Annotated in this window: 19 protein-coding genes; 11 read left to right on the forward strand and 8 right to left on the reverse strand. The window is 68.5% G+C overall.

Annotated elements, in window-relative coordinates; translation table 11 throughout:
• Positions 1-35 precede the first annotated feature (35 nt).
• Genes lptB through F622_RS0107795 form a run of 8 tightly spaced genes read right to left on the reverse strand, consistent with a single transcriptional unit; the run spans position 36 to position 6495 of the window.
• Positions 36-806 carry an LPS export ABC transporter ATP-binding protein gene (gene lptB, locus F622_RS0107760; protein ID WP_019571650.1) on the reverse strand — a complete coding sequence of 257 codons (771 nt, stop codon included), beginning with the start codon at positions 804-806 and terminating at the stop codon, positions 36-38.
• Complete coding sequence (lptA, locus tag F622_RS0107765; protein WP_018176181.1) at positions 803-1345, reverse strand: lipopolysaccharide transport periplasmic protein LptA; 543 nt, start codon at positions 1343-1345, stop codon at positions 803-805. Before lptA ends, lptB begins: the two co-directional genes overlap by 4 nt.
• Positions 1326-1907 (reverse strand): LPS export ABC transporter periplasmic protein LptC, encoded by a 582-nt coding sequence (lptC, locus tag F622_RS0107770; protein WP_369773124.1) that lies wholly within the window; start codon positions 1905-1907, stop codon positions 1326-1328. The genes lptA and lptC overlap by 20 nt, the downstream gene beginning before the upstream one ends.
• A complete protein-coding gene (locus F622_RS0107775; RefSeq protein WP_019571652.1) occupies positions 1904-2443 on the reverse strand; it encodes an HAD family hydrolase in 540 nt (179 codons plus the stop codon). Before F622_RS0107775 ends, lptC begins: the two co-directional genes overlap by 4 nt.
• Positions 2443-3420: a KpsF/GutQ family sugar-phosphate isomerase gene (locus F622_RS0107780; protein WP_018168272.1), complete on the reverse strand. Its 978-nt coding sequence runs from the start codon at positions 3418-3420 to the stop codon at positions 2443-2445. The genes F622_RS0107775 and F622_RS0107780 overlap by 1 nt, the downstream gene beginning before the upstream one ends.
• Positions 3417-4394 carry a calcium/sodium antiporter gene (locus tag F622_RS0107785; RefSeq protein ID WP_018168271.1) on the reverse strand — a complete coding sequence of 326 codons (978 nt, stop codon included), beginning with the start codon at positions 4392-4394 and terminating at the stop codon, positions 3417-3419. The genes F622_RS0107780 and F622_RS0107785 overlap by 4 nt, the downstream gene beginning before the upstream one ends.
• Positions 4395-4450: 56 nt before the next feature.
• Positions 4451-5383, reverse strand: a complete 933-nt coding sequence (locus tag F622_RS0107790) for an NAD-dependent epimerase/dehydratase family protein (RefSeq protein ID WP_019571653.1) — start codon at positions 5381-5383, stop codon at positions 4451-4453.
• A gap of 11 nt (positions 5384-5394) precedes the next feature.
• Positions 5395-6495, reverse strand: coding sequence for an LLM class flavin-dependent oxidoreductase (locus tag F622_RS0107795; RefSeq protein WP_019563237.1), 1101 nt, complete (start codon positions 6493-6495; stop codon positions 5395-5397).
• Between the two features lie 78 nt (positions 6496-6573).
• Between F622_RS0107795 and F622_RS0107800 the strand changes: the two genes are divergently transcribed.
• The 11 genes from F622_RS0107800 (at position 6574) to hisC (ending at position 16262) form a co-directional block, all read left to right on the forward strand.
• Entirely contained in the window at positions 6574-7236 is a 663-nt protein-coding gene (locus F622_RS0107800; protein ID WP_019563236.1) for a hypothetical protein, read from the forward strand.
• A 381-nt stretch (positions 7237-7617) separates the two neighbouring features.
• Entirely contained in the window at positions 7618-8451 is an 834-nt protein-coding gene (locus F622_RS0107805) for an ABC transporter ATP-binding protein (protein WP_026313092.1), read from the forward strand.
• Positions 8444-9226 carry a lipid asymmetry maintenance ABC transporter permease subunit MlaE gene (gene mlaE, locus F622_RS0107810; protein ID WP_018144518.1) on the forward strand — a complete coding sequence of 261 codons (783 nt, stop codon included), beginning with the start codon at positions 8444-8446 and terminating at the stop codon, positions 9224-9226. The genes F622_RS0107805 and mlaE overlap by 8 nt, the downstream gene beginning before the upstream one ends.
• Positions 9227-9259: 33 nt before the next feature.
• On the forward strand, positions 9260-9718 hold the full coding sequence (mlaD, locus tag F622_RS0107815; RefSeq protein ID WP_018144517.1) for an outer membrane lipid asymmetry maintenance protein MlaD: 459 nt from the start codon (positions 9260-9262) through the stop codon (positions 9716-9718).
• A 25-nt stretch (positions 9719-9743) separates the two neighbouring features.
• Positions 9744-10412 (forward strand): phospholipid-binding protein MlaC, encoded by a 669-nt coding sequence (locus F622_RS0107820; RefSeq protein WP_019563234.1) that lies wholly within the window; start codon positions 9744-9746, stop codon positions 10410-10412.
• Positions 10409-10726 carry a lipid asymmetry maintenance protein MlaB gene (locus F622_RS0107825; protein WP_019563233.1) on the forward strand — a complete coding sequence of 106 codons (318 nt, stop codon included), beginning with the start codon at positions 10409-10411 and terminating at the stop codon, positions 10724-10726. The genes F622_RS0107820 and F622_RS0107825 overlap by 4 nt, the downstream gene beginning before the upstream one ends.
• A 101-nt stretch (positions 10727-10827) precedes the next feature.
• The gene (gene murA, locus F622_RS0107830; RefSeq protein WP_018144514.1) at positions 10828-12087 is read left to right on the forward strand and encodes a UDP-N-acetylglucosamine 1-carboxyvinyltransferase; all 1260 of its coding nucleotides are present in this window, start codon (positions 10828-10830) and stop codon (positions 12085-12087) included.
• Between the two features lie 38 nt (positions 12088-12125).
• Positions 12126-12776, forward strand: coding sequence for an ATP phosphoribosyltransferase (gene hisG, locus F622_RS0107835; RefSeq protein ID WP_018144513.1), 651 nt, complete (start codon positions 12126-12128; stop codon positions 12774-12776).
• 11 nt (positions 12777-12787) lie between these two features.
• Positions 12788-13855, forward strand: a complete 1068-nt coding sequence (locus F622_RS0107840) for a 3-deoxy-7-phosphoheptulonate synthase (RefSeq protein ID WP_018168264.1) — start codon at positions 12788-12790, stop codon at positions 13853-13855.
• A 14-nt stretch (positions 13856-13869) separates the two neighbouring features.
• Positions 13870-15171, forward strand: coding sequence for a histidinol dehydrogenase (gene hisD / locus F622_RS0107845; RefSeq protein ID WP_019568176.1), 1302 nt, complete (start codon positions 13870-13872; stop codon positions 15169-15171).
• A complete protein-coding gene (hisC, locus tag F622_RS0107850) occupies positions 15168-16262 on the forward strand; it encodes a histidinol-phosphate transaminase (protein ID WP_019571654.1) in 1095 nt (364 codons plus the stop codon). The genes hisD and hisC overlap by 4 nt, the downstream gene beginning before the upstream one ends.
• The last annotated feature ends 243 nt before the right edge of the window (positions 16263-16505 follow it).

Below are 16505 nucleotides of genomic sequence, written 5' to 3' on the forward strand. Positions count from 1 at the left end.
GTTTGTGCACCGACCGGGCCGCATACGGGGCGCTTTCACAGGCGGAAGTTCTCGCCGAGATAGACCCGGCGCACCTGGGGATCGGCCAGCAGCTCGTCCGGTGTCCCGGCGGCCAGCAGGCGGCCTTCGCTTAGAATATAGGCCCTGTGGCAGATGCCGAGGGTCTCGCGCACGTTGTGATCGGAGATCAGTACGCCGATGCCGCGCTGGGCGAGATGCCGAATCACGTCCTGGATGTCGCCCACCGAGATCGGGTCCACCCCGGCGAAGGGCTCGTCCAGACAGATGAAGCGCGGATCCCCGGCGAGGGCGCGGGCGATCTCGGCCCGGCGCCGTTCCCCACCGGACAGCGCGATGCCCGGGCTGTGGCGCACGGTCTCGAGCTGAAACTCCTCGATCAGCGCATCGCCAATGCGGCGGCGCTCGTGGCGATCCAGCCCGGGGCGCAGTTCCAGCACGGCCTGCAGGTTGTCCCACACGCTCAGGCGGCGAAAGATCGAGGCCTCCTGCGGCAGGTAGCCGAGGCCGGCGCGCGCGCGTACGTGGATGGGGGCGCGGGTGATGTCGCGCTCGCCCAGGGTGATGCGCCCGGCATTGGGACGGATCAGCCCGACCAGGCTGTAGAAGCAGGTGGTTTTGCCGGCCCCGTTCGGGCCCAGCAGGCCGACCACCTCGCCGGGCGCGAGGTCGACGTCCACCTGGTCCAGCACCGTGCGCTGGCCGTAGCGCTTGGTCAGCTCGCGTCCGATCAGGCGGTCGTTGGTTTGTGCCGGTGTGGCGGATGGGCTGGGGGCGGTGGCGTTCATTCGTCGTCGCGCGGCTGGATGGTGATGCGCACGCGCTCGCTGTCGCCTTCGCCGCGTTCGGCCTCGATCACGTCGGTCGTCAGGTCGTAGGTGATGCGCTTGCCGCGCGCCTCCTCGCTGGTGGTGATCACATGGGCCTGGTCGGTGAGGATCATGCGGTCCTCGTTCAGCAGGTAGTCGATGCGCAGGGCGGTGGCAATGCGCATCTCTCCGGTTTCCGGATCGGGTGATTCCAGGCGTGCCGGCTCGCCGTGGGCCTCCATTTCGTAGGGGCGGCGATCGCGGGTGCGCACGTAGACCTTGTCGGCCTCCAGGGTCATGTCGCCGCGGATTACGATCACGTCGCCGGTGTAGGTCCCCAGCCCCTGGCGTTCGTCCATCTCCGCGCGGTCGGCAGTGATCTCCACCGGCAGTGCCGGGCCCGCCGAGCCCTGCTGGGCGAGCGCGGGCGTGGCCAGCAGGGCTAGCAGCAGGAGCGCCGCCAGGCGGGCACCCGGTTGGCCCGGACGGTGGCGAAGGCTATGGGGATTCGGGGTCATGCGCGGGATCCTCCTCGCTCGTCTCGCTGTAGAGCGAGTACACGTCATGGAACAACTCTATGGTATCCCCTCGCGAGTCCACGCGCAGACCGGTGCCGCGCTGGAACAGGCCCGGCTGGTTCAGGGTGGAAAGGGCATCCGAAGTGGCGACCATGGTGTCGGTGGCGACGCGAACATCCCGCGAATCGATGATGGTCTCTACGCGTTCGCCGCGGGGCGGCTGTACGCCGTGGGTGGGGCCCACCAGGTCCAGGGTCACGGCGGCCGGTTGATGCAGTGCGGCGGGGGCAGTCCAGCGCCATTCGATACCGCCTTCGGCGAACAGGTCGAGGTCCGGGTCGTCCACCCATTGGGGGCCGTCACGTCCAAACTCGCGCAGGCGGGTGCCGCGCAGACGATGGCTCAGTTCGCCGTCGTCGCCGGTGGCATGCAGGGTGAAGCCGTCAATCTGCAGCGTGACCTCGCCCTCGGGCGGGCTTACCTCAGCCTGCGCCAGGGGCACGGTCGCGAATGCGAGCACGGCCAAGGCCCATCCGAGTCGGCTGCGAATCCTGCGGCTCATCCGTTCAGGTAGGTCTCGAACAGCGCGTCGAGCCGGCTCTGCGCGGCCAGCAGGCCCTCGCAGGCCTCGCGCACGGCCCCGCGCCCACCATGGGCCTCGGTCACCCACTGGGCATGCTGGCGCACCAGCGGGTGGGCGTCGCCGACCGCGATCCCGAGCCCGACCCGCTGCATCGCTGGTAGATCCACGATGTCGTCGCCCATGAAGGCCGCTTCGGCGGGGTCGTGGCCGGTCCGCTGCAGCAGTTCGTGCAGGGCCTCGCCCTTGTCGCGGCGGCCCTGGATCAGATGCTCCACACCCAGGTCGCGCATACGGTGTTCGACGACCCCGGAGGTGCGCCCGGTCAGGATGGCGATCTCGATCCCGCCGTCCAGGGCCAGACGGATACCGTGGCCGTCGCGGCTGTTGAAGGCCTTGTACTGCTCGCCGCCGTCGCCGAGGAACAGGCTGCCGTCGGTCAGCACGCCGTCCACGTCCAGGATCAGCAGGCGCACGGCCTGCTGGTGGGTGCGCAGAGTGGTGGCATCCAGGTTCATCACGCCACCCCGGCGCGCAGCAGGTCGTGCATGTTGATCACGCCCACCAGGCGGTTTTCGGCGTCGGTGACGGGCAGGGCGTTGATGCGCCGGCTCTCCATGGCCTCCAGGGCCTCCACCGCCAGCCAGTCGGGCTGCGCGGTGTGGCCGCCGGTGGTCATGGCCTCGCCGATGGTCAGGCCGTCCAGGCTGTGCCCGGCATCCAGGGTGCGCCGCAGGTCGCCATCGGTGAACACGCCCTGGATGCGATCGTCACCGTCGGTGATGATCACCAGCCCCAGACCCTTGCGGGTGATCTCGAACAGGGCGTCCTTGAGTGGGGCGTCCGGGGTGATGCGCGGGATCGCGCCTCCGGTATGCATGATGTCGGCGACATGCACCAGCAGGCGCCGGCCAAGGCGGCCGCCGGGGTGCGAGCGGGCAAAGTCGTTGGCGGTAAAGCCGCGTGCATCCAACACCGCGACGGCCAGGGCATCGCCCATCGCCAGCGCGGCGGTGGTGCTGGAGGTGGGAGCCAGGCCCAGCGGGCACGCCTCGCGCTCGACGCTGACATCCAGGTGTACGGTGGCATCCGCGCCGAGGCGCGAGCCGGGGTTGCCGGTCATCGCGATCAGCGGTACGCCCAGGCGCCGGATCAGCGGCAGGATGGTGATGATCTCGTCGGTCTCGCCGGAGTTCGACAGCGCGATGACCACGTCCTCGCGGGTGATCATGCCGAGATCGCCGTGACTGGCCTCGCCCGGATGCACGAAGAAGGCCGGCGTGCCGGTGGAGGCCAGGGTCGCGGCCAGCTTGCTGCCGATGTGCCCGGACTTGCCCATGCCGGTGACGATCACGCGGCCCTTGCACGCGAGGATGCAGCGGCAGGCCTCGAGGAAGCGGTCGTCGATGCGCCGGGCGAGGTTGCGTACGGCCTCGGCCTCGTCATTGAGGACGGCCAGGGCGAGCTTGCGGGTCGTTTCGGGGTTGAAGTTCATGCGGTTGCCGTGATTCCCAAATAGACAAGGTAGCTTGCGAAGGCGATGAGGAGAAGGGCGCCCTGCCAGCGCCGGATCTGTCCGCGGCGGCCCAGCGCGATCAGGAACAGGGCCACGGTCAATGCCAGCATCACCGGATAGTCGCGCGTCAGCACATCGGCGTCGATTGCCAGCGGCGTGATCAGGGCCGGAACGGCCAGTACCGCGAGCAGGTTGAACAGATTGGACCCGACTACATTCCCGATCGCCAGCCCGGCCTCGCGGCGGAAGGCGGCGACCACCGAGGTCGCCAGTTCCGGCAGGCTGGTTCCCACCGCGACAATGGTCAGCCCGATGACCAGGTCGCTGACCCCCAGTTGTTCGGCGATCTCGACGGCCCCCCAGACCAGGGCCTGGCTGCTCGCCAGCAGGAGCAGCAGCCCGAACACGAGCCAGGCGATCGCGGGCCCCAGTCGGTCGCCCTCTGGGATCGTCTCGACCATGCCGCGCACCACCTCGGGGGTGTCGTCATGGGGGGCCGGGCGTGCGCGCCGGGCGCTGATGGCCATCCAGGCAGTGAACAGGACCAGACCGGCCAGCAGCGCGATGCCCTCCAGCCGGCCCAGTTCGCCATCCACCAGCAGGAGCAGCACGCCGAAGCTGACCAGCAGGAGGATCGGCAGTTCGCGCCGAACCATGCCGCGCCCGATCGCCAGCGGCGCGACCAGGGTCGCGGTCCCCAGCACCAGCGCGATGTTGGCGATGTTCGAGCCGATCGCGTTGCCCACCGCCAGCCCCGGGTTGCCCTGCAGGCTGGCGAGGACCGAGACCACGATCTCCGGTGCCGAGGTCCCGAAAGCGACGATGGTCAGGCCGATGATCAGCGGGCTGACGCCCAGGCCGCGGGCCAGGGCCGAGGCGCCGAACACGAAGCGGTCGGCACTCCAGGTCAGCAGGATCAGGCCGCCGATGATGGCGACAACGGGTAGCACCATGGACAGTCGGGTCCGGGAGGGTCAGGCCCGGGATTGTAGCCGATTGGGTAGTGGTTTCAGCAGCGCAGACGTTCTAGGCACCCGGCGGTGGTCACCTGCGGTGTCCAGCCGAGCTGCTCGCGGGCGCGGGTGCAGTCCAGTACCAGCGGGCCGTCCAGCCCGCGGACCCAGCCGGGGTCCCCGGCGCGGGCGGTCAGGCGCCAGGCCAGCGGGTGCAGGGTGCGGATCAGCCGCAGTGGCACCGGGATCCCCCAGCGCCGCTGGTGGCGCGCCATCGCCCGTAGCGACCAGGCAGGTTCGGCCCCCAGGTTGAAGATCCCCGCAGTGCGAGTTGTGATGCTGCGCACCATCGCGGCGGCGGCATCGTCCTCCCACAGGATCTGCACTGGCTGTTCGCCCCCGGCGGGATACAGCCGTCCGCGGGCGATCTGCAGCAACAGCGGGTGGGCGTTCGGGCCGACGATCGCGGGCGGGCGCAGGAGGGTCACCTGGCACTCGGGGTGTTCCCGGGCAAGCGCGAGCAGGGCCTGCTCCACGGCGACCTTGTCTTCGGCATAGGGGAAGCGCGGCCGGGTGGGATGGTCCTCGCGGAGCGGCTGCGGGCTGTCCGGCCAGGGGCCGTAGACCGCCGCGCTGGACAGGAACACGATGTGGCGCACACCGGCGGTCACCGCCGCGTGGAACACCTGCTGGCTCAGGGCCACATTCTGGTGGCGGACCCAGGTGCGGTCATGCCGGCGGCGGCCCCCGTGACCGCCCATCAATTGAAAGGCGAGGTGCACCAGCGTGTCCACCCCGGCCAGGTCGTCCGGCTGGAGCTGCGCCAGGTCGAGTACCCGGGCCTCGATAACGGTGCCGTTTTCGGGGGGAGGCAGCGCCGGCGCGGCCCGGTCCAGAGCGAGGATGTGTTCAATCGTCGGCGCGCGTGCCAGGGCGGGCAGCAGGACTTGCCCCAGGCGCCCGGCGGCGCCGGTCACGGCGACGTGCATCCGTGTTTCGCTCAGGTCGCGGTGCGGGCGACGGTGGCCGGGGCGGGGTCGGCAAACGCGGGCATGACCTCTTCCGCGAAGCAGTCCATGGACTCCTCGGCCAGCGCATGCGGAACGGCCCCGGCGCCGAAGGCGAGCAGGACCTGGTCGACCCCGGCCGCGCGCAGGCCCTCGATGCGTTCACGACACTCGGCGGGGGTGCCGACGAGCGTCATGCCCAGCATGTCGAGGACCTTCAGGTTGATCCCGGCCTTGACCAGATGGCGGAAGCGGCCGAGCGAGCGGTAATAGTCGTAGCCCTCGATCAGGCGTTCCAGCACCGGCAGGGTCTGCTGGAACATGTGGCGATAGAACCACTCGAAGGCCGGCTTGGCCTCGCGCCGGGCGCGCTTGCCGTCCGGCAGGCACAGAACCCCCAGGGTCATGCCGACCCGGGGCGGGTGGGCGACGTCCGTGCGTGTCGCGTCCCAGGCCTCGTGGTACAGGCGGATGTCCTCGCGGATCATCTGCCAGGGCTTGAATGGCCCGGCCAGCGCGCCGATGCCCTGCTCCGCCGCCCAGGTGAAGGACTCCGGGCTGACCGCGGCGGTCCAGATCGGCGGGTGCGGGGCCTGCACCGGGCGCGGCATCACGGGCACGTCGTCCAGGTGATGGAACGGCCCGTCCTGGGTGATGCGGCCGGTGGCGAAGGCCTGGCGCAGCGCATCCAGCCCGGCATCGACCCGCGCGCGGGACTCGCTCATCTCGGCCCCGAATGTGGCATATTCGCGCGGCGAGAAACCGCGTCCGATGCCCAGATCCAGGCGTCCGCCGGAGAGCTGGTCGAGCATGCCGACGCGTTGCGCCACCCGCAGGGGGTGGTGGTAGGGCAGGGGGACCACGCCCAGCCCCAGGCGCAGGCGTTTGGTGCGCTGGCTGGCCGCGGCCAGCACCAGGTCCGGCGCGGTGGAGTGGGAAAATTCCGGCATCAGGTGGTGCTCCACCAGCCAGGCGGTGCCGAAGCCGAGACGATCGGCGCGCTCCCACAGGCGCAGGGTGTTCTCCAGCACCTCCGCTTCGGAGGTCTGCAGGAAGTCCGGTACCGAGAGCTCGTGGAACAGGTCGAAACGCATGGCGCCAACTGTGCCGCGCGCTCGCAGGTGATACAAGCAATCCGCGCAAAGATGCGGTTACGCCGTGGAGGTTGGGGCATGTCGCAGGATTACGAGGCACTGGTATTGCAGGCGGCCGGGGTTGCGGCTCCGGGCGAGGACTGGTGGGACGACTTCTTCCCCGAGGACCTGCCGCAGGACTGGCAGCTGGAGTACTACACCCATTACCACAGCCGTTTGCTGTTGCCTGCCCCAGTGTGGACCGAGGCCGGGGCGCCGGCCTTTGGCGACTGGGCCGAGGCCGTGCCCCCCGCGCTGCGGCTGACACTGGACTGGCCGGTGGAGCTGGGCCTCGAGACGGGTGCGACGCGGGCGCGCGCGCTGGCCGAGGCTGTCGGCGACGGCCTGCAGGCGGTGGCGCCGGGGCCGATGGGGCCGGCGCAGGTGCAGGCGATCCGCGCGGCGCTGGAGGCGGCCGGACTGGGGCGCCTGATGGTGTACGGCGCCGGCGAGGAGCGGGTTATCGCGCGCGCCGAGGCGGCGTGCTTTTACCCCGCCCCGGTGTCGAGGTCAGCGTCGGCCGCCGGGGGCGGGGCCTGGCAGGTCAACCCCGAGGCAGGGCTGGATGCGCCGGGCTGGCGCGCGCTGGTGGAGGCCCTCGGGCAGGCCGGTGGCAGCGGCGAGATCCCGGTGTTCCTGCGCGCGCGTCCGGAGCGGCTGTCGGATTTCCGCACTATCGCCGCATTGCTGGGATTGGGATGAGCACCGCACCCGCCCGTTTGACGGTCTCCCGGCCTGCGCCCAGACTTCGGGGTTCTGTGGGCCTAAGGAAACACTGATTGATGTACACCCTCGCGTTGGTACCCCAGGTTTTCCGAGCCCAGGCGCGGCGCGCAGCCGGTAGTGGTTCTACCGGCCCGTTTTTGACCGATTCGGGCCGCAACGCAGGATCGGGGAACCTGGGGTGCCAACCTCGAAGGGGCTCGGCCGCCCGTTGTCATCAAAAACGGGCGTGCGCACGGCGTTGCGGCTCCCTTGTGCAGAATGACTGCACGGCGGTCACCGCGCCTTGTTCGCACGCAAAAGCGACTCGAGCGCGAGCGTGTACATTAATCAGTGTTTCCTTAAGGGCGAGGAGCGCGCGTGGCTGACCCGGCAGTGGAAGACAGTCCGCATATCGTGATCGAGAACCTGTGCTTCCGGCGCGGGCGCAAGATGATTTTCGATGACCTGTCGATGCGCATCCCGCGCGGGCAGGTGACGACCGTGATGGGGCCCAGCGGCAGTGGCAAGACCACGCTGCTGCGCCTGGTCGGCGGTCAGTTGCGTCCGGACAAGGGCCGCATCTGGGTGGATGGCCAGGAGGTGGCGAGGCTCTCCACCCGGCGGCTGTACGCGCTGCGCAAGCGCATGGGCATGCTGTTCCAGAGTGGCGCGCTGCTGACGGATCTTTCGGTATTCGAGAACGTCGCCTTCCCGCTGCGCGAGCACACGGATCTGCCGGAGGACGTGCTGCACGCGCTGGTGCTGCTGAAGCTGGAGGCGGTGGGCCTGCGCGCGGCGCGCGACCTGGACCCGGCCACCCTGTCCGGTGGCATGGCGCGGCGCGTCGCGCTGGCGCGGGCCATTGCGCTGGACCCGGACCTGATCCTGTACGACGAGCCGTTCACCGGGCTCGATCCGATCACCATGGGCCAGATCGTCAGCCTGATCCGCCGGACCAATCAAAGCCTGGGGCTCACCAGCGTGCTGGTCTCGCATGACGTGACCGAAGCGATGGCGATCTCCGATCAAGTGGTGCTGATCGCCGATGGCCGGGTAGTGGATGCCGGGCCGCCGGACGAACTGGAGGCGCGCGCCTCCGACTGGAGCGCGCAGTTCCTGCAGGGTCGCCCGGACGGGCCGGTGCCGTTTCATTACCCGGGCGCGTCCTACCGCGATGACCTGCTGGGGCAGGGGGAGCGCCGCGATGACTGATTCGATTGCCGCGCTGGGTCGGACCACGATCAATGCCCTGACGGTGTTCGGTCGGGCGTTCATCTTCCTGATCCGGATGCTGGCGAGCCTGGATATCGTCTTTCGCCGCTTCGGCCTGACACTTGTTCAGGTGTATTCGGTGGGCGTGCGCTCGCTGCTGATCATCGTCGTGTCCGGGCTGTTTGTCGGCATGGTGCTGGCGTACCAGGGCTACATCACGCTGGTGAACTTCGGCGCGGCCGAGGCCCTGGGCGGGGTGGTTGCGCTGTCGCTGGTACGCGAACTTGGGCCGGTGGTCACCGCGCTGCTGTTCGCCGGGCGCGCCGGCTCCGCGCTGACCGCGGAACTGGGGCTGATGAAGACGACCGAACAGCTCTCGGCGATGGAGATGATGGCGGTGAACCCCTATCGCCGGATCTTCGCGCCACGCTTTGTGGCCGGGTTTCTCTCCATGCCGCTGCTGGCCGCGATCTTCAGCGCCGTGGGCGTGATGGGCGGCTACCTCGTCGGGGTGGGGCTGCTCGGCGTGGACAGCGGCGCCTATTTCTCGCAGATGCAGTCGGTGACCGACTGGAACGAGGATGTGCTCTCCGGCGTGATCAAGAGCATCGTGTTCGGCTTCGTGGTGACCTGGATCGCGGTGTTCCAGGGCTTCAATGCGCAGCCGACGTCCGAGGGCATCTCGCGCGCCACGACCCAGACGGTGGTGGTGTCGTCGCTCGCGGTGCTGGGCCTCGATTTCATCCTGACCGGGCTGATGTTCGGCGCGGGCTGACCAAACAGTGTTTACCCAGGACAGGTGGCAATAATGAAGGTACGTTTCTTCGAACTGGCGGTCGGTGTCTTCGTGCTCCTGGGTATCGGGGCGCTGTTCTACCTGGCGGTGCAGGTGAGCAACGTGACCGACTACCACGACCGTGACACCTATACGGTGAGCGGATACTTCGACAACATCGGGGGTCTCAAGACGCGTGCCCCGGTCACGGTGTCGGGTGTGCGCATCGGGCGAGTGGCGGATATCCGTTACGATCCGGAACGCTTTCGCGCCGAGGTGACCCTGGCGATCCGCTCGGAGCACGACTACCTGCCGATGGACACCCAGGCCGCCATCCACACCGCGGGGCTGCTGGGTGAACAGTACATCGCGCTGGAGCCGGGTGGTGACTACGACACCCTGCAGGAAGGCGACGAGCTGATGTTCACCCAGTCGGCACTGGTGCTGGAGAACCTCATCGGTCGCTTCATGACCAACATGGGTAGTGACTGATCTACCCAAACCGGGAGCAAGAGACATGAAATGGTTGCATGAACGAATCCTGATCCTGCCGCTGGCGCTGCTGGTCCTGATCCTGGCGGCTCCCGCCCAGGCCGAAGAAAACCCCGCCGAGCTCATCAAGCAGTCGATCGACGCGGTCTACGAGAAGCTGCGGGCAAACGAGGCGCGTGCGCAGGAAGATCCTGACTTCGTGATCGGCGTGATCGAGGAGGAGATCCTGCCCGGCGTGGATATCAACGGGATGGCCCGTCTGGTCCTGGCACGTCACTGGCGCGATGCCAGCAGCGAGCAGCAAAACCGCTTCGCCAAGGCCTTCAAGAACACGCTGCTGCAGGCCTACGGGGTGCAACTGGCCGATCATCTGGACAAGGACGTGCGCGTCATCGAGCGGCGCTCGCGCCAGGACGAGCGCATGGCCGTGGTTGCCACCGAGGTGGTGATGGGCTCCGGCCAGTCGAACATCCAGGTCAACTACCGTCTGCGTCCGGTGAACGGCGAATGGAAGGTCTTCGACGTCGAGGCCGAGGGGCTCAGCTTCGTCGGCAACTTTCGTACCCGCTTCAACGAGGAGATCAACCGCGACGGCCTGGAGGCGCTGATCGAACGCCTGGAAGATGGCGACGAGGCGCTGATCGAGGATGCCGTAGGCGACGTGACCCCCGACAACGGGGCCGGGGACCGGTGAGCGATGCACAGATCCGGGCGGATGAAGGCGGTCTGGTCGTCAGCGGGCCACTGACCTTCGCGACGGTGGCCGGGCTGGAGGCACGGGCCCGCGGGCTGACGGCGCATCTCCCGGAACACGCTCGGGTGGACCTGACGCAGGCGGGTCGTATCGACAGCGCCGGCGTGGCGTTCCTGGTCATCCTCTGGCGTCGCGCCCGCGAGCAGGGCCGCACCCTGGTCTTCGAGCCCCTCCCCGAGGGGTTGCGCCCGTTACTGGAGTTGTACGACCTGGAGTCGATTATCACCGACTCCGCCGCCCGTTCCGTCGCCTGAGTCGTGCCGGCGGCGGGCGAACGGGCGAGCCCGGCGCGGATTCGTTATCATGGCGCGTTTCGCCGAACCACGGTCGGTTCGGCGGTCAATCCGGGCATCCCATGGACAAACTGATCATTACCGGAGGTCGCCGACTCGAGGGTCAGGTCTGGATCTCCGGGGCCAAGAACGCCGTGTTGCCGATCCTGTCCGCCACCTTGCTGGCGGACGGGCCGATGACCATTGGCAACGTCCCGCATCTGCAGGACGTGACCACCACCATGGAGCTGCTCGGCCGCATGGGCGTCAGCCTTACGGTTAACGAGCGCATGCGCATCGAGGTCGACCCGACCACGCTGACCCAGTGCGTCGCCCCGTACGATCTGGTAAAGACCATGCGCGCCTCCATCCTGGTGCTGGGGCCGCTGCTGGCCCGCTTCGGCGAGGCCGAGGTCTCCCTGCCGGGCGGCTGCGCCATCGGTTCGCGCCCGGTGAACCTGCACCTGCGGGGTCTTGAGGCCCTGGGGGCCGAGATCGAGGTGGAAGGCGGCTACATCCACGCTCGCGCGGACCGCCTGAAGGGCGCGCGCGTGGTCTTCGACCAGGTGACGGTAACCGGTACCGAGAACCTGTTGATGGCCGCCACCCTGGCCGAGGGCGAGACCCTGATCGAGAACGCCGCGCGCGAGCCAGAGGTCATCGATCTGGCGGACTGCCTGACCGCGATGGGCGCGAAGATCCAGGGTGCCGGCACCGACACCATTCGGGTGCAGGGCGTGGAGCGCCTGCACGGCTGCGAATACGACGTGATGCCGGACCGTATCGAGACCGGCACCTTCCTGGTCGCCGCCGCGGTCACCCGTGGGCGCGTGCGCTGCCGCAATACCCGCCCGGAGCTGCTGGACGCGGTGCTGGCCAAGCTGGTCGAGGCCGGCGCTCGCATCGAGACCGGGCCGGACTGGATCGAGCTGGATATGGAGGGCCGCCGTCCGAAGGCGGTGAACCTGCGCACCGCGCCGTTCCCGGCCTTCCCGACCGACATGCAGGCGCAGATGATGGTGCTGAACACCGTGGCCGAGGGCACCGGATCGGTAGTCGAGACGGTGTTCGAGAATCGCTTCATGCATGCGCTGGAGCTGCAGCGCATGGGCGCGCACATTACCATCGAGGGCAATACCGCGATCGTCGAGGGCGTGGAAAAACTGGTCGGTGCGCCGGTGATGGCGACTGACCTGCGTGCCTCGGCGAGCCTGATCATCGCCGGCCTGGTGGCCGAGGGCGAGACCGAGGTGGACCGCATCTACCACATCGATCGCGGCTACGAATGCATCGAGGAAAAACTGAGCCAGATCGGCGCGACCATTCGTCGCGAGCCGGTCTGAAGCTGCGACTCACACGGAACCGGACGAACGCCTGACCCATGATGGATCCCAACGCCCTGACCATCGCCCTGTCCAAGGGCCGCATCCTCAAGGACACCCTGCCGCTGCTTTCCAGCGCCGGGATCGAGCTGCTGGAGGATCCGGACGAGACGCGCAAGCTGATCCTCGACACCAACCGCGAGGACGTGAAGATCGTGGTGGTGCGCGCGACCGACGTGCCCACCTACGTGCAGCACGGCGCGGCGTCCATCGGCGTGGCCGGCAAGGACGTGCTGATGGAACACGGCGCGGCCGGGCTGTACGAACCGCTGGATCTGCATATCGCCGAGTGTCGTCTGATGCTGGCGGGGCGCCCGGGCCAGCAACCGGACCCGCAGCAACGCCTGCGCATCGCCACCAAGTTTGTGAACATCACGCAGAACTACTTTGCCCAGCAGGGCCGCCAGGTCGATATCATCAAGCTCTACGGCTCGATGGAACTGGCACCGCTGGTGGGCCTGGCCGACTACATCGTCGACCTGGTGGATACCGGCAACACCCTCAAGGCCAACGGCCTGGAACCGCTGGAACTGATTACCCCCATTAGTTCCCGGTTGATCGTGAACCAGGCAGCCATGAAGATGCGACATAGAACCATTCAAAATCTCATCGAGGGCCTGCGGGAGGCCGTCACCCCCGCGACGACGTAATCGAGAACCCCATGACCGCCGATACCGACGACCTGCGAATCCGCGAAATCCAGGAGGTGTCCGCCCCGGACACCGTACGCGATGAACTGCCGATCACCGATGCGGCGGCCAACACCGTGTTCGAGGCCCGCCAGGCCTGCCATCGCATCCTGCGCGGCGAGGATGACCGCCTGCAGGTGATCGTCGGCCCCTGCTCGATCCACGACGTGGACGCCGCGCTGGACTATGCCGATCACCTGAAGACCCTGCGCGAAGAACTCTCCGACGCGCTGCATATCGTGATGCGGGTGTACTTCGAAAAGCCGCGTACCACGGTCGGCTGGAAGGGTCTGATCAATGACCCCGATCTGGATGGCAGCTTCCATATCAACAAGGGCCTGCGCGTGGCGCGCGGACTGCTGCGCGATCTGGCGGTGAAGGGCATGCCGGCGGCGACGGAATACCTCGACCTGATCAGCCCGCAGTACATCGCGGACCTGGTCGCCTGGGGTGCGATTGGTGCGCGCACCACCGAAAGCCAGGTGCACCGCGAGCTGGCCTCCGGTCTGTCCTGCCCGGTGGGCTTCAAGAACTCCACCGATGGCAGCCTGCGCGTGGCGATCGACGCGATCCGTTCTGCCTCGCGCCCGCATCACTTCCTGTCGGTGACCAAGTCGGGCCGCTCGGCAATCTTCTCCACCACCGGCAACGACGACTGCCACATCATCCTGCGCGGCGGGAAGCAGCCGAACTACGACGCCGCGAGCATCGAAGAGGCCTGCAAGGAACTGCGCATGGCCGAGCTGCCGGAGTCGGTGATGGTGGACTGCAGTCACGCCAACAGCCGCAAGGACCCGAAGCAGCAGATCGAGGTCGCGCGTGTGCTGGGCGAACAGATTGCCGGCGGCGATCGGCGCATTATGGGCGTGATGCTGGAGAGCCACCTGACCGGTGGTCGCCAGGACATCCTGCCCGGCAAGCCGCTGCAATATGGCCAGAGCATCACCGATGCCTGCATGGGCTGGGACGACAGCGAGGCCACCCTGCGCCTGCTGGCCGATGCCGTGCGCGCGCGCCGCAAGGCTGCCGTACCCGCCTGAACGAGGAGCCCGACATGCCATCCATTGCCCGACTCGATACCCAGCAGCCCGATTTCGATCAGGCCCTGGAGAACCTGCTGTCCTGGGAATCCGTTGCCGACACCGGCGTGCGGGACGCGGTGGACGAGATCCTCGGCGCGGTGCGCACCGAGGGCGATGCCGCGGTGCTTCGTTACACCGCCAAGTTCGACCGTCTCGACCGCGCCGCGGTGTCCGATCTCGAGATCCCGCACGACCGGCTGCAGGCCGCCCTGGAGTCGATCCCGGCGGAGCAGCGCAAGGCCCTGGAGATGGCCAGCGCACGCATCCGCCGCTACGCCGAGCACCAGCTCATGCGGGACTGGGACTTCACCGACGAGGACGGCACCGTCCTCGGCCAGCGCGTGACCGCGCTGGACTCGGTGGGCCTGTACGTCCCCGGGGGCAAGGCGGCCTATCCGTCCTCCGTGCTGATGAACGCCATCCCGGCCAAGGTCGCCGGCGTCGAGTTGCTGGTCATGGTCGTGCCCGCCCCGGGCGGTGAGCTGAACGATCTGGTGCTGGCCGCGGCCGCCGTGGCCGGCGTGGATCGCGTGTTTACCGTGGGGGGTGCCCAGGCCGTGGCCGCGCTGGCCTATGGCACCCAGACGATCCCGGCGGTGGACAAGATCGTTGGTCCCGGCAATATCTTCGTGGCCGCGGCCAAGCGCGAGGTGTTCGGCACCGTCGGCATCGACATGATCGCCGGTCCGTCCGAGATCCTGGTGGTCTGCGACGGCGAGACCGACCCCGACTGGATCGCGGCCGACCTGTTCTCTCAGGCCGAGCACGACGAGCAGGCCCAGTCCATCCTGCTGTCCTGGGACGACGCGTTTCTTGACCGCGTGGCCGAGGCCATGGACCGTCTGCTCGAAGAAATGCCGCGCGCCGAGATCATCCGCACCAGCCTCGACAAGCGCGGCGCGCTGGTGAAGGTGCGCGACTCGGCCGAGGCCGTCGCGGTCGCCAACCGCATCGCCCCGGAGCACCTGGAGCTGTCGGTGGCCGACCCGCAGGCGATGCTGGATGCCGGGCTGCGCCACGCCGGCGCGATCTTCATGGGCCGCTATACCTCCGAGGCCCTGGGCGACTACTGCGCCGGCCCCAACCACGTACTGCCGACCTCGCGCACCGCGCGCTTCTCCTCGCCGCTGGGCGTGTACGACTTCCAGAAGCGTTCGAGCATCATCCACTGCTCGGCCGAAGGTGCGGCCAAGCTGGGCGAGACCGCCGCGGCGCTGGCCCACGGCGAGGGCCTGATCGCCCACGCGCGCTCCGCCGAACTGCGCAGTCGATGACCGCCCGTGCGACCCGGACCCCGGACGCCCTGATGCGCCCGGAGGTGCTGGCGCAGCCGGCCTACCAGGTGGCCGACGCGACCGGCCTGATCAAGCTGGACGCGATGGAGAACCCGCATCCCTGGCCGGGGGAGCTGGAAGACGCCTGGCTGGCGGCCCTGCGTGATCCGCAGCTGAACCGCTATCCCGACGCCCAGGCACTGGGTCTGGCCGCACAGGTGCGCGCCGCCCACGGTGTGCCCGAGGCTGCCGGGTTGATGTTCGGCAATGGGTCGGACGAACTCATCCAGATCCTGATCACGGCGGTGGCGGGTTCCGGGCGTCCGGTGCTGGCGCCGGAGCCGACCTTCGTGATGTATGGCGTGCTGGCCCGAGCGCTGGGGGTGCCGTTCATCGGTGTCCCCCTGAACGCGGACTTCACCCTGGACCTCGACGCGATGCGCGCGGCGATGGCCGAGCACAACCCGGCGCTGGTGTTCCTCGCCTACCCGAACAATCCCACCGGGACGCTGGACGATGCCGCGACCGTACAGGCCATCGTCGACGAGAACCCCGGGGTCACGGTGGTCGACGAGGCCTACGCCCCGTTCGCCGCGCACAGCTTCCTCAAATGCGTCGGCGAGGATGACGGCCTGATGGTGATGCGCACGGTCTCCAAGCTGGGGCTGGCCGGTGCACGGCTTGGCTATCTGGCAGGCACGCCGGCCTGGATCGATGCGCTGGATCGCCTGCGCCTGCCGTACAACATCAACACCCTGACCCAGCGCTCGGTGGCCTTCGCCCTGGAGCACCGCGAGGCGCTGGACACGCAGGCGCGCGGGATCATCGAGGAACGCGACCGCCTGAGCGAGCGTCTGACCGGGGCGACGGGGGTCGAGCAGGTCTTTCCCAGCCAGGCGAACTTCATCCTGTTCCGGGTACGCGCCGGGGCGGGGCATGCGACCTTCGCGGCCCTGCGCGACGCCGGGATCCTGATCAAGGACGTCGGCCGCGCGCATCCGCTTCTCGCGGACTGTCTGCGCGTGACCGTCGGTCGCCCCGACGAGAACGACGCCTTCCTCGCCGCGCTCGGGCAGGCCCTCGCCGCCTGACGCTTTTTCCGGCGCCACGCCTTTTGGTTGCACCACCGAGGGCACGGAGAAATGCGCGGAGTGGTTACCTTCCGGAACAGGCTAAGCGGGTCGCACAAGGGGTCTTGCCATCGCGGAAGACGCGGCGAGATCGGATGAAGGCGGGGCACCAGGCCCGGTTTTCGTTCGCCCTGTCCCGAACTCGGAAAACCGGAGGTCATCCCGGCCGCAGCGCAGCGAAGAGCCGGGATCTCCGACGCAAAT

Source organism: Thioalkalivibrio sp. ALMg3 (assembly GCF_000381225.1).
Lineage (GTDB): Bacteria > Pseudomonadota > Gammaproteobacteria > Ectothiorhodospirales > Ectothiorhodospiraceae > Thioalkalivibrio > Thioalkalivibrio versutus.

Coding starts and splice junctions, on each gene's coding strand:
- F622_RS0107785 (WP_018168271.1), bottom strand. CDS start 4,394: ATGGTGCTACCCGTTGTCGCCATCATCGGCGGCCTGATCCTGCTGACC.
- hisD (WP_019568176.1), top strand. CDS start 13,870: ATGCCATCCATTGCCCGACTCGATACCCAGCAGCCCGATTTCGATCAG.
- F622_RS0107790 (WP_019571653.1), bottom strand. CDS start 5,383: ATGCACGTCGCCGTGACCGGCGCCGCCGGGCGCCTGGGGCAAGTCCTG.
- F622_RS0107840 (WP_018168264.1), top strand. CDS start 12,788: ATGACCGCCGATACCGACGACCTGCGAATCCGCGAAATCCAGGAGGTG.
- F622_RS0107800 (WP_019563236.1), top strand. CDS start 6,574: ATGTCGCAGGATTACGAGGCACTGGTATTGCAGGCGGCCGGGGTTGCG.
- mlaD (WP_018144517.1), top strand. CDS start 9,260: ATGAAGGTACGTTTCTTCGAACTGGCGGTCGGTGTCTTCGTGCTCCTG.
- lptA (WP_018176181.1), bottom strand. CDS start 1,345: ATGACCCCGAATCCCCATAGCCTTCGCCACCGTCCGGGCCAACCGGGT.
- murA (WP_018144514.1), top strand. CDS start 10,828: ATGGACAAACTGATCATTACCGGAGGTCGCCGACTCGAGGGTCAGGTC.
- F622_RS0107775 (WP_019571652.1), bottom strand. CDS start 2,443: ATGAACCTGGATGCCACCACTCTGCGCACCCACCAGCAGGCCGTGCGC.
- F622_RS0107820 (WP_019563234.1), top strand. CDS start 9,744: ATGAAATGGTTGCATGAACGAATCCTGATCCTGCCGCTGGCGCTGCTG.
- lptB (WP_019571650.1), bottom strand. CDS start 806: ATGAACGCCACCGCCCCCAGCCCATCCGCCACACCGGCACAAACCAAC.
- F622_RS0107780 (WP_018168272.1), bottom strand. CDS start 3,420: ATGAACTTCAACCCCGAAACGACCCGCAAGCTCGCCCTGGCCGTCCTC.
- hisC (WP_019571654.1), top strand. CDS start 15,168: ATGACCGCCCGTGCGACCCGGACCCCGGACGCCCTGATGCGCCCGGAG.
- hisG (WP_018144513.1), top strand. CDS start 12,126: ATGATGGATCCCAACGCCCTGACCATCGCCCTGTCCAAGGGCCGCATC.
- mlaE (WP_018144518.1), top strand. CDS start 8,444: ATGACTGATTCGATTGCCGCGCTGGGTCGGACCACGATCAATGCCCTG.
- F622_RS0107795 (WP_019563237.1), bottom strand. CDS start 6,495: ATGCGTTTCGACCTGTTCCACGAGCTCTCGGTACCGGACTTCCTGCAG.
- lptC (WP_369773124.1), bottom strand. CDS start 1,907: ATGAGCCGCAGGATTCGCAGCCGACTCGGATGGGCCTTGGCCGTGCTC.